The sequence below is a fragment of the Thiomonas sp. TH-17 genome (assembly GCF_057473305.1).
In genome coordinates, this window is sequence record NZ_JBYCKI010000219.1 from 17,722 (window position 1) to 29,677 (window position 11,956).

Genomic DNA, 11,956 nt, shown 5'->3' on the forward strand with positions numbered 1-11,956 from the left:
GACCGGAGTGACCGGGTGTTCCCCCTGCTCATTGAAACTCGAAGGTGTAGAACAGATCGAGCGCGTTTTCGGTGCCGGTTTGCGCCTGTACCGAGAGACGCCGGGTGAGCTGATGCTGGATGGTGAAAATGCTCGATACCCCGTCGATTCCGCGCGAGAAAGTGACGAGGGTGCTGGCCGACAGGCGCTTGCTCAGCGTGACGATGGTGCTCTGCACGCCGCCAGACGCAGCGGTCGCGGCGCCATTGGTGCTGCTCGTGCCGGTGCTGCTGGACGCACTTTGCACACTGATGCTGTCCAGCCCCACAGCGTGCGCCAACCGGGTTTGCAGCGGCTGCCCGTCGCTGGGGCCGAGCAGCGCCGCCGCCGCGGTCTGCAGCAAACCAATGTCGGACGCGCCCACCTGCGTGAGCGGCTGGCCGAGTACCAGCCAGGACAGAATTTCGGTGTCGGGCATCGCGGGGGTGGAACTGAGCTTGACCAGCGGGCGCCGCGCGCTGCCGCTGATGGTCACGCCGACTTCGATGCCAGTGGGCAGGTTGGGGCGGGTGGCGGTGATGTTCAGTCCGGGGTTGTCCACCGGCCCGGCGAAGTTGATGCGGCCCTGCGTGACCTGTAGTTGCTGGCCGTAGGCGGTGTATTCGCCCTTGACGACTTCGATGCTGCCGGTCGCCGTGGGCGTGGCACCGTTGTCGGCGCGCACGCGCACGCTGCCGCCCAGCGTGGCGTCGAGGCCCTGGCCGTAAAGGTGGAAGTTGGAGCCCAGGTTGAAGGTGCCATCGAAGCGCACGGCGCTGGGCATGGCGGCCGCCGGCTTGCTCGCCGCCGGCGTCTGGCCGACGACGACCACGTCGCTGCTCAGTGTGGGCCCGGTGGCGCGGGGCAGGGCGATGTCGGCGCTGTCGGCGGTGAGATCGGTGGTGATGGCCAGCACCTTGTCGGCCAGGCGGGCCTGCGCCGTGCCGCTAAGTATGAGTTGTCGGTCGGGCCGACTGAGCAGTTGCAGCTTGTCGGCCTTGAGATCCAGAGTGGCGCGCGGCAGACCATTTTGTAGCCGTGCGTCGCCAGTGGCCGTGAGCTGCCCTTTGCCGCCCTGGAGTTGGAGCTGATCGAGCTGAAGTCGGTCGCCGGTGAAGTGAGCGCGCAGTTCGCCGTTTTTGAGATCGAGGCCTTGTGCGGGCCAGGCCAGACGCAGCGCCTGGCCATCGAGCCTGCCGCTGTATTGCGGCTGGGCCAGCGTGCCTCGGCCCTGCACCGCGAGTTGCAGACGGCCCTCGGCGCGGTAGTCGTAGCCGATCAGCGGCGCGGCCCAGGCCAGGCTGGGCATGTCGGCGCCCGCGTCGAGCTGCAGCGGTGCGCCGCCCGCGATGCCCCACAGCTCGCCGCGGCGGCTGAGTTCGGTGGCAAAGCTGGCCTGTGCCGTGCCCATGGCGGTCTGCACCACGCCCTGCGCCTGCACGCGGCTGTCTTTCGCCGTGATGTCGAGCACGAGCTGGCCGATGCCCAGCGGCATGAACCCGCCGCGCGATGCCGCGGCGCCGAAGGTGGCGTCGCAGGTCGGGGCGAGGGTGACGGTGCCCACGGGCTTGGCGGGAGCGGCGGCAAGTTGCAGCGCGATATCGCCGCTGTCGCGCTGCAGATGGATCTGGCCGTTCACGGTTGCACCGGCGTCGATCTGCCAGCGGCCCGAAAGCACCAGCGTGTCGCGCAGCCGCGCCGGGGCGATGCCGCTCAGGGCGAGCAGGTCGGCGGTGCGGACGGTCTGCAGACGACCCGCGGTGCGCAACACGCCGGGGGCGAGCTGCAGGCTGTCCAGATCGATCAGCCCGGCTTGCAGCTTTACAGCAGCATGCTCAACCTGCAGCCGCAGCGGGGAAAACGCCAGATCGAGCTTTGCGGGCGCCTGGAGTTTGAGCGCGACCGGACCGGTGTTTTCCAGTGAGGTGATCTGGCCGCGCCAGCCTTGCTGGTCGCCGTGCCAGCCGCCAGCAGCGCTCAGCCGGAAATCGAGTGGCAAGGGCGGCGGGGTGGGCAGCGATGTGGGCGTAGTGGTGCTGGTGCTGCCCCGGGGCAACTGGCCTTTGACGGCGAGCAGCAGAGTGTGCTGGGCGCGGGTGCCCGCGATGTTCAGGGTCGCGGTATCGATCACTTTTTCTGCGCTGCTTTTTGCAGTTGACGCGAGCCGCAGGTCTTGCAGCCGCGCGTCCAGTTGCAGTTGGCCGTCCAGCCCCGCCGTGGTCTGCGCCTGAGTGTGCAAACTGCCGATCTGCACGGTTTGCGCGCTCTGGGTCCAGCGCAGGCCGTCGAGGTCGAGCTGCAGCGAGCCCGCGAGACGGTTGAGCAGGGCGCTTGCGGTTGGCAAGGCGGTGGCGGCCGGTGCGCGGCCGGTGCGGAAGTTGCTCTGGGCGCTGAGGTGTTGCAGCGCGAGCGCGTTGGCCCAGCGCAGTTCGTCCGCTTGCAGCGAGACGGTTCCCGAGGGCGCTTGCAAGCCGCCTTGCAACTGGCCCTGCGCTTGGGCGCTGCCTTGCAGGGCGGGGTCGATCTGCGCGAGTTGCGGGGCGTGCAGTGTCCATTGAAGGGTATCGCGGGGCTGGCCGAATGCGCCTTTCGCGCTGAGCTGGTTGGCGCCTAGGGTGAGTGCGGCGTCCACGTCCCACAGGCGTTGCGGGTCGAGCGCGAGCCGGGCGTGGCCGGTGAAGGTGTGGCCGCGCCAAACGCTCGGAGCGAGTTGCAGCGCGAGCCTGGCCTGACGGCGGGCGAGGGCGCCGCTTGCAGTGAGGTCGGCGTTCAGCGTGGCCTTGGGGTAGGCGCCGAATTGCGCGGGGTTGAACTGCCGCAGCCGGGCGCTCAGGTTGAAAGCCTGCGTGCCTGCGATGGACAGGGTGCCGCTCGCCTCCAGACGGCCGCCCAGCGCCGAGAGCAGCAGGTGGCGCAGATGCACGGTGTCACCCTGGCGCTGCGCTTGCACGCGAACGTCCCAGCCCGGCTGGGTGAGGGTGGCCTGAACGCTTTGCTGTTGCGCGCTGGCGTCGATCGCCACCGGGCCGGACAGGCGGGTGGCGGCCAGCTTGCCGTCGAGTGCGCGGGCGTTGAGCTGGGTAACCTGTAGGCGGGCCTGCAGGTCAGGCCGCGTCCAGCGCAGCGTGCCGCGGATTTGTCCGCCTGCGCCCAGGTCGATGAGCAGATCGTGCGCGCTGGCCTGCTGCGCATCCCCCGCGAGCGTGGCGCTCAGGCTGTGCAGCGGCAGGCGCTGCTGGTCGATCGGGCCGGGCAGGGTGTTGCGCATGCGCAGGCTGCCCACCAGCCTCTGCGCGCTCGACGGGCCGAGATCGAGCTGCACATTCAGCGCGGCGCGGGGCAGCCCTGCGTCGAAGGCCGAGGGGTCGAGCGCGTTCGAGCTGAGCCGGGCGCTGCGCAGCGGCGTGGCATCGAATGGCGTGAGCCGGGCTCGCAGACGGGCACGGGCGGCGTCCATTTGCAGGGTGCCGTCGAGGGTGAAGTCGCGCAGGGCGCCGTGGGCGCGCAGATCGGCAGCGTTGCTCTCAGCCGCCTGGCCGGGCAGGCCGATGTGCGTGGCGTTCAAGCTCGCCTGTAGCGCGTAGGGTGCGGCGTCGCCCAGGCTGGCGCTGAGCTGGGCGTGGCCCCAGGGGGTGAGGGCGGTGAACTGCGCACGGTAGCGGCCCTGGCCGTAGTGCAGCTGGCCGCTGAGGCTGCCGTAAGACTGCTGCGCCCCAGGCGGGCCGATCTGCAGTGCGCCGACGGCCAGATGGTCGATGTCGATACGCAGCGGCAGGCGCAGGCTGGCGGGCAGTTGCGGCGCGCCGGTCGAGGCGGTGGCTTGGGTTTGCGTCACGTCGATGCGCTGCGCACTCAGGTTCTGGATGTGCAGGGTGCGCTGCCACAGCGCGGCTGGCGTCCAGCGCAGCCGGGCGTCGTGCAGGAGGGTGGTCGAGCTAGGGGTGGAGAGCTGCAGTTGGCCGATGCGCACCGAGTTCCACAGACTGCCCTGCACATATTTCAGGGTGATTTGCGTGCTGCCCAGCCGCAGCGGCGTGCGCGCGGCCAGCCACTGCAGACCGCTCTCGCTGCCCAACCAAGCCACGGCGCCTGCGGCGGCGATCAACACGGCGGCCGCGGCTGTCAGCACCCAGAGCAAGACGCGCAGCGGGCGCAGCCCGCGGCGGCGGGGTTTGGGCGGCGGGGTGGGTGCGGTCGGCTCGGTCATCAGAACGACAGTCCCGCGCTGAAGTTCAGGCGATATTGGTGCACCGCCTGACCGTAAGCCAGATCGACCGACACCAGCCCCACCGGGCTGCGCCAGCGCACGCCAGCGCCATAGCCGCGCACGGGTTTGAGCGCGCCCCAGGTGTCGGCCGCGTTGCCCAGGTCGTAAAACACCGCGCCGCCCCACTGAGGGGTGAACCAGTGATCGAACTCGGCACTGGCGGTAAACAGGTAGCGGCCGCCGACGATGGCGTCGCCCTGCACCAGACCGAGGCTTTGATAGGCGTAGCCGCGCACCGAATTGGCCCCACCGGCGCGAAACAGGAAATTCTGCGGAATGCCGCTGGCGCCATTGGCCAGCACCGCGCCCGCCTCGGCGCGAAAAACAAGCTGGTTGTTGCGGTCGATGGGCAGGTAGCCGAGCCCGCGCGCATACAACCGGATGAAGTTGGCCGACGACAGCAGCGCCTTGCTGGCGCCGCCGAGTTGCAGATTGATGATGGCGCCGCGACTGGGATAGAGCACGCTGTTGATGTCGCGCCACGTCCAGCTATCGTTCAAGCTCAGCGCATGCACCTCGCTGGAGGCGGCGCCCGCGGGCTGCAGGCTTTCAGCCTGATACTGCAGCGCCAGCGCGGTGTCGATGTGGCCGCGCGTGCGCTCGCGCAGCGCCCCGATGCTGCTGTTGCGCGTGACCAGGCCGGAAATGTCGGTGCGGTCTTGCGACAGGGTGAGGCTGTCGTCATAGCCGATCGCGGTGCGCGGGAAAGCCAGCCGCAGATTGCCGCTCTGTTCGCGCGTCTGCAGCTTGACCTCGCTCGACAGCCGCCAGGCGCGCCCCAGAAAGTCGAGATCGCGCCAGCCCATCTGCACCCGCTGCCCGGTATCGCTGCTCACCCCCACGCCGAAACTGAGTTTCTGCGCCCGGTTTTCCGTCACCTGCACGTCCACCGGTGCCACGCCGTCCTGCGCCTGACGCACATCGGCATCGACCACGGCATTGCGGAAATAAGGGCTGTTCTGCAAAGCGGCCTGATAGTCGAGTAGCGCGGTCTGCGAATACGGCTGCCCCGGCTGCATCGGCGCCAGCCGCTCCACGATGCTGGCCGGATAGCGCTGCAACCCGGTGATGTGGAGCGGGCCGAACCGATAAGCCGCGCCCGTGTCCAGCCGCAGCAGCAGGCGGGCCTGATGCGTTTGCGGATCGATGGTCGCGCGGCTGTCGGCAATGCGCGCAGCCGGCCATTGCCCCGACAGCAGGCGCGAGAGCGCCCGCGACTTGGCCGATTCCCAGTCAGCATCGCGAAACACCGAGCCGGGCTTGAGCGTCCAGGTGCGGCTGAGCCGCGCGCTCAACGCGGCATCCGGCTGGCCGTCGGGGCCGTCGACCTGCACCTCGACGGCGTGCACCAAAGTGGCCACGCCCGGATTCACGCTCAGCACCACACGGATCGGCTCTGTCCTCTCTGAGCGCTGCGGGCACTCGACGCGCACCGCGATCTGCGGTGAAAAAAAGCCCTGCGTCTCGAGCAGGCGCTGCACCTGGGCGGGCGCCTCATCGGCCAGCCGCTCGATCTGATCGGTCTGCAATCCCGGAAAGTCGCGCCAGCGCAACAGATCAAGATTATTAGATAAGAGGGCCCGCAGGTCCTCCGGCACGTCGAGTTTGACCTCGTACTTTGGCGCAGCCGCCCGCGCCGCCGAAGCGGGCGGCGCGGGGGAGGGGCTCGCGGTCTGTGCCGCGGCAGTCTGCGGCCACGCCAGTGCCGCCAGCGCACAGCAGGTGCCGAGAGCGAAGCCAAAAAAGGCGATGGCGCTCGGCAAGGCGACTCCGCCGAGCCCGATCCGGCGCTCGGCAGTCGTCTTTCTGGCCAGTTTTTGATGCATGCGCGCATTATTCATGCCGCATGTCACCGGCAGCGTCGGCAGGCCAATGCGATCAAAGCGCACTGGCCGCACCCGTCTTAGGCTTGCGCCAGGTCGATTCCCGGCGCGAACTTTGTAAACCATGCCCTGACACTACTTGCCGACAACCCCTCGGAGTGTGAACATATTCACGGTTTTCTCATAAGACGATGCCTTTGTGCGCAGTCGACTGTTGTTCTGGAGTACGTATTTCAGGTCGTACCGCATCGATTGCTTCTGTCCTATCTCTGCCAAGCAGCATGACATTTTTCAGTTCAACCGTGCCACCCACTCTCGCCTTGCGTATTGCGTACCTGGAAGACGATCCGCTCATTGCCCACGAGGTTTCCGACTGGTTGCGCGAAGCCGGATATGACGTGCAGCACTACACGGACGGGCAGGAATTCGCCCGCGCCGTCGAGCGCGGCGGTGCCGACGCCTGCCTGCTCGACTGGATGCTGCCCGGCCTGAGCGGGCCGGATGTGCTGTGCAGACTGCGTCTGCAACTGGGCGCCAACGTGCCCCCGGTCATCTTCCTCACCGGACGCAATGCCGAAGCCGATGTGGTGCAGGCGCTGGAGTCGGGGGCCGACGACTATCTGGTCAAACCCTTGTCGCGCCCGGTGTTGCTGGCGCGCCTGCAGGCCGTGCTGCGCCGTTCGGGCAGCAACTTGCCCGCAGCGCGGCTGCGTCTGGGCGAAATCGAGGCCGACTGCTCGCGGCGGCAGATTTTCGTGCAGGGCGATCGGGTTGAGCTGACCGACCGCGAAACCGATCTGGCGCTGCACTTTCTGCAGAACGTCAACCGTCTGCTGACCCGCGACTTTCTCATCCAGACCATCTGGGGCCTGCGCCCGGAGGTCGAGACCCGCACGGTGGACGTGCATGTCAGCGCCCTGCGGCGCAAATTGCGCCTGCAGCCGGAATCGGGCTGGCGCCTGGTGTCGGTCTATGGTCGCGGCTACCGTTTGGAGCGCGCCCGCAGCGCCGACGAAGGGCCGCTGACTGTGCCGCCCGAACTCGACGATTGAACGCGTCCGGGCCGAGAATGTCGGTTTGCCGCCTTTTTGTCGGCGGCGGCTCAAACCGGATGTGACCCCGATGCGTGACTCGACCTCCCTGTTTTCCACCCGTCTTTCCGCCCGCTTGGGCGCTTTGCTGCTGGCTGTTTTCGCGTGGGTGATGGTGCCAATTCTGGTGCCGACTCTGGCGCTGGCGCAAACCGCACCAACCGCAGCCAGTGTCTCGGGCGAACCGATGTGGCACTACACCGTCCGGCCGGGCGACACCCTCATCGGTCTGGGCCAGCGCTATTTGCGAGACCCGGCGCAGTGGCCGCAGATCCAGCGCGACAATCGGGTGCTGAAGTCGCGGCAGATTCCGCCGGGCACCGTCTTGCTGTTTCCCGCCGACCTGCTGCGCCAGCAGCCCTCAAAGGCGCAACTGGTGCAGGCTTTCGGCGCGGTGCGCTGGCGGGCGCAGGCGACTGAGGCCTGGCAAGACGCCAAACCGGGCCAGACGCTGGCCGCCGGCGCGCAGCTACAGGTGCCGGATTCGGGCAGCGCCGTCATCGAACTGGCCAACGGCACCCGTCTGGCGCTGCAGCCCGGCAGCGACCTGACGCTCGACACGCTGAGCCTCTACGCCGACGGACTGATGGCCGACACCCGGCTGCGTCTGCAGCAAGGGCAGATCGACATTCAGGACAACCCTCGCCGCCTGCCCAATCAGCATCTGCGCATCCTCACCCCGTCGGCGCAGGCCGTGGTGCGCGGCACGCAGTTCCGCGTCGGGGTGGGCGCCGAGGCCACGCGGGAGGAAACCCTGGGCGGCGCGGTCGAGCTGCAGGCCTCGGGCGCGCAGGTGCGGGTGGATGCCGGCATGGGATCGCTGGCGCGCAAGGGGCAGCCGCCGCTGCCGCCGGTGCGGCTGTTGCCGTCGCCCGATGTATCGGCCTTGCCGAGCCTGTTTGAACAGCTTCCGCTGCGCTTCACACTGCCCGCGCAGGCAGGCGCGGTGTCGTGGTTCGGCCAGGTGCTGGCCGCGAGCGATAGAGCGCAGGTGCTGGTGCAGAAAACCAGTACCGGCAAGACTCTCAATGTGGCCGATCTGCCCAACGGCCGCTATGTGCTGCGGCTGCGCGCGGTCGACGCCAACGGCTTGCAGGGTCTCGATGCGTCGCACGCCTTCACCGTGTTCGCACGGCCTTTTTTCCCGATGCTGACCGCTCCGGCGGCCGGAGCGACGGTGCGCGTGGCGCGGCCCAGGCTGGCCTGGTCGGAGGTGCTGGACGTGGCGCGTTCCCATCTGCAACTGGCCGCGCAGGACGATTTCGCGCGGCCGCTGTACGACGTCGAACAGCAGGGCGCGCACTGGACGCCGCCCGCCGATCTGGCCGCGGGCGTCTGGCACTGGCGCGTGGCCAGCATCGACGCGCAGGGGCGGCAGGGGCCGTGGAGCCCGCCGCAGACCTTCCGCTATGTGCCGGGCCCCGGACCGGCCGATCTGGCCAAGGCGACGATGCGATTCGACCGCGATCATCTGCTGCTCGACTTGCCTGCCGCGCCGTCAGGACAACATTACGCGCTGACGCTGTCTGACCACGCCGACCTGCAACCGGCGCTGGCGCAGATGCAAACGCCGGGCGGCGCGCTGACCTTGCCGCGGCCGTCTTCGGGCAAGCGCTACCTCGGCGCGCGGTTGGTGGACGACAGCGACGGCACGCAGGGGCCACCGGTGGTGCAGGTCATCGATGTGCCGCCGCGCTATCCCTACCTCTGGCTGCTGCTGATTCCTTTGCTGCCCGCCCTGTGACGTCGTGAAGCCGCAGTGAAAACCGGATTCGCGCGTTTGCTGCGCCTCGGCGAGTCTCGTCGGCGGTTGGCTCGGTCTGCTGAGCCCGGCACGGCGCGCTCGGCCCGCTGGCGACCCCGGCTGGAGATCCTGCGTGTTGGCGCTCTGCTGCTGATTTTGGCGCTTGGCCTGAGCCTCAGCGGGGTGCTGCAGCGCATCGATCATCTGGTGTTCGATCTGGGGCAGCGGCTGCAGCCGGTCGTGCCGCCGCAGGACGTGGTCATCGTCGCCATCGACCAGCACAGCCTCGACCGGGTGGGCGCCTGGCCCTGGCCCCGCGCCACCGACGCCCGGCTGGTGGATGCGGTCTGCCGCGCGGGCGCCGCCGCGGTCGGGCTCGACATCGCCTTCACCGAAGCGGGCAGCGACGCGGCGGGCAACTCCGCGCTGGCCCAGTCGCTGCAGGCCTGCGGCAAGGTGGCGCTGCCCGTGGTGCTCGACAGTCTGCGCAGCGGCGGGCAGATCGTTGAAGGCCTGCCCATTCCCCAGCTTGCGTCGGCTGCGGCGGGTCTGGGCCGCATCGGCGTGCAGCTCGACGGCGATGGCGTGGCGCGAAGCGTCTATCTCTGGGAGGGCGTGGGCGCACCGGTCTGGCCCCTCATGGCGCAGACCCTGCTCACCATCGCCCATCAGCCCGTGCGCGGCAGCGCGCCACGGCCCGCGCAGAGCGCCGTGCTGCCGCATCCCTACGCCCTGGCCGCCGCCGACCTGCGGCGGTTGCGGTTCGTCGGCCCCAGCGGTACGGTGCCGCGCCTGTCCGCGAGCGCGGTGCTCGATGGCGGCGTGCCGCCCGGCGCCCTGCGCGGCAAGGTGGTGCTGATCGGCGCAACCGCCGCGGGCCTGGGCGATTTTCTCGCTACCCCGGTGACGACGCAGGGCGCGCCCATGCCCGGCGTCGAAGTGCTGGCCAACACCCTGATCGCGCTGCGCGATGGCACGCTCATCCGTACCGTCGCGGTGGTCTGGAGCTTGCTCATCACGGCCCTGCTTGCCCTCGCCCCCTTGCTCTGGCTGCCACGGCTCATGCCTCTGGGCGGTCTGATTGCCAGCGTGGCCTGGGTGCTGGTTCTGGTGGGGGCCGCCGCCGCGCTGCCACTGCTGACTGGCTGGTGGGTCGCGCCGGGCGGCGCGCTGGCGGCGGCGCTTTCCGCCTATCCCTTGTGGGGCTGGAGACGGCTGGAGGCGGCCAGACGCCATCTGGACGGTGAACTGCGCCAGTTGCGCCGCACCGTGCGCGAGTCGCCAGAAGGCGATGCGCCGGCCGCGCACAAGCGACTGAGTTTCGAGGGGCGCATTCTTGAGGTACAAGCCGCGCAGCAGCGTTTGCGCGATCTGCAAACCCGCCGCGACGACGCTCTGGCCTTCATCAGCCACGACGTGCGCGCGCCGCTGGCCGGTGCCGTGCAACTGCTGCAATCCGGCAAGATGGACGTTATGGCGCGCGACCGCCTGCTCACCCAGCTTCGCCGTGCGCTGAACCTCTCACAAGGCTTCCTCGATCTGTCGCGCGCGCAGTCGCTGGAGCCGTCGGCCCTGGTCGAGATCGAGTTGGGCTCGGTGCTGCATCAGGCTGCCGACTTCGCCTATGACGAGGCGCTGGCGCAAGGGGTGCGCTTTGTCCGCGAAATTCCAGACGATCCGATCTGGGTGCGGGGCGATTTCGACGCCCTGGAGCGTCTGACTACCAATCTGTTGCGCAACGCGGTGCAGCACAGCCCGGCAGACTCGAAGGTGATCCTCGGCGCCACACTCGCGCCGCGCACCGTGCGCTTCTGGGTGCGGGATCAGGGGCCGGGGCTGACGGCGGCGCAGTCCGCCCGGCTGTTCCAGCGCTTCAGCCGGGCCAATGAGGGGCCGGGCACGCCGCTGTCAGGCAGCACCGGCTTAGGGCTGTACTACGTGCGGCTGGTGGCCGAAAAGCATGGCGGCTCCGCTGGCGTGACATCGCAGCCCGGAGAGGGGGCGATGTTCTGGGTCGAGCTGCCCCGGCAAGCCTGAGTGTTGGCGGCCTGACGGGGCACAGACCCTGATTTACTTCTTCAGCGCGTCGCGAATTTCGCGCAGCAGCACGGTGTCTTCCGGCGTGGGGGCGGGAGGGGCCGGCGGCTCGGCGTGCTTGAGCTTGGAAATCATGCGCACCATCATGAAAATGATGAAGGCCAGAATGATGAAGTTCACGGCCACGGTAATGAAGCTGCCGTACGCCAGCACCGGCACCCCCGCCTTTTTCAACGCCGCAAGCGTCATTTCCGTGCCTGTAGGAACTTTGCCCAGCACGATGAACAGATTGGAGAAGTCGAGCTTGCCGATCACCGCGCCGACGATCGGCATGATGACATCGCCGACCAGTGCCTCGACGATCTTGCCGAACGCGCCGCCGATGATCACGGCAACGGCCAGGTCGATCACATTGCCTTTGACGGCAAACTCTTTGAAATCTTTCATCAGGGACATACGGGGCTCCTCAACGGGTGGGGGAATGGCGTGAATACCTCACGCACGGCGCGGATTTTGCGGGAAAAATTGGCAATTCCCTAGCGCCACTCCCCTTTTTAGAGGGTTTTTTACAGTCTATCGCCCGGGAGCGATCAATTCGGCCGCGCTGCGGCGTAAAACCGCACCAGTTCCAGCTGAACCTGATCGGACAGGGCGCTGAACGGGCCGCGCAACAATTTTTCGGCTTCTTCACGTTGGGCGTTGCGGCTGTTGAGCAGCACCTGCGCCGCAGCGAGGTGGAACTCGGCGTGCATCTTGCGCAGGCGTCCATATTCGGGCAGGTGCCCGTATCGGCCCTTGGCGCGGCCATGCAGCCATTGACCCAGGGCGCACTGGTCGTCCACGGCGACCGAGGCGATGTCCACATCATCTTGCTGACCCTCGACGATGATGGCCTTGAGGCGCTTTTTCCAGTTGAGATGGCCTTGCACCGCCTGCCCCAGATAGAGCCCGTCGAAGTGGTCTTCTTCCGGGTCGA

Annotated in this window: 7 protein-coding genes; 3 read left to right on the forward strand and 4 right to left on the reverse strand. The window is 68.4% G+C overall.

The genetic code is table 11. The annotated features are described in order from the left end of the window. Nucleotides 1–28: 28 nt before the first annotated feature. Together AC2VLV_RS13170 and AC2VLV_RS13175 are read right to left on the reverse strand one after the other, a co-directional pair. Entirely contained in the window at nucleotides 29–4,225 is a 4,197-nt protein-coding gene (locus AC2VLV_RS13170; RefSeq protein WP_486990420.1) for a translocation/assembly module TamB domain-containing protein, read from the reverse strand. Next, nucleotides 4,225–6,111, reverse strand: coding sequence for an autotransporter assembly complex protein TamA (locus tag AC2VLV_RS13175; protein ID WP_486990421.1), 1,887 nt, complete (start codon nucleotides 6,109–6,111; stop codon nucleotides 4,225–4,227). Before AC2VLV_RS13175 ends, AC2VLV_RS13170 begins: the two co-directional genes overlap by 1 nt. A 317-nt stretch (nucleotides 6,112–6,428) precedes the next feature. Between AC2VLV_RS13175 and AC2VLV_RS13180 the strand changes: the two genes are divergently transcribed. The 3 genes from AC2VLV_RS13180 (at nucleotide 6,429) to AC2VLV_RS13190 (ending at nucleotide 10,980) form a co-directional block, all read left to right on the forward strand. Further along, complete coding sequence (locus AC2VLV_RS13180) at nucleotides 6,429–7,160, forward strand: response regulator transcription factor (protein WP_486990422.1); 732 nt, start codon at nucleotides 6,429–6,431, stop codon at nucleotides 7,158–7,160. Nucleotides 7,161–7,230: 70 nt separating this feature from the next. Beyond that, nucleotides 7,231–8,943: a FecR family protein gene (locus AC2VLV_RS13185; protein ID WP_486990423.1), complete on the forward strand. Its 1,713-nt coding sequence runs from the start codon at nucleotides 7,231–7,233 to the stop codon at nucleotides 8,941–8,943. Nucleotides 8,944–8,958: 15 nt separating this feature from the next. Next, a complete protein-coding gene (locus AC2VLV_RS13190) occupies nucleotides 8,959–10,980 on the forward strand; it encodes a CHASE2 domain-containing protein (RefSeq protein WP_486990424.1) in 2,022 nt (673 codons plus the stop codon). 33 nt (nucleotides 10,981–11,013) lie between these two features. On the opposite strand, the gene mscL is transcribed toward AC2VLV_RS13190, so the two are convergent. Then, nucleotides 11,014–11,436, reverse strand: a complete 423-nt coding sequence (gene mscL, locus AC2VLV_RS13195) for a large conductance mechanosensitive channel protein MscL (RefSeq protein WP_486990425.1) — start codon at nucleotides 11,434–11,436, stop codon at nucleotides 11,014–11,016. A gap of 134 nt (nucleotides 11,437–11,570) precedes the next feature. Beyond that, on the reverse strand, nucleotides 11,571–11,956 hold a 386-nt coding region (locus AC2VLV_RS13200), incomplete at its 5' end, for a CZB domain-containing protein (protein ID WP_486990426.1).

Excerpts from the sequence above, each read along its gene's own strand:
- AC2VLV_RS13170 (WP_486990420.1), bottom strand. The coding sequence starts at position 4,225 with ATGACCGAGCCGACCGCACCCACCCCGCCGCCCAAACCCCGCCGCCGC.
- AC2VLV_RS13175 (WP_486990421.1), bottom strand. The coding sequence starts at position 6,111 with ATGCATCAAAAACTGGCCAGAAAGACGACTGCCGAGCGCCGGATCGGG.
- AC2VLV_RS13185 (WP_486990423.1), top strand. The coding sequence starts at position 7,231 with ATGCGTGACTCGACCTCCCTGTTTTCCACCCGTCTTTCCGCCCGCTTG.
- mscL (WP_486990425.1), bottom strand. The coding sequence starts at position 11,436 with ATGTCCCTGATGAAAGATTTCAAAGAGTTTGCCGTCAAAGGCAATGTG.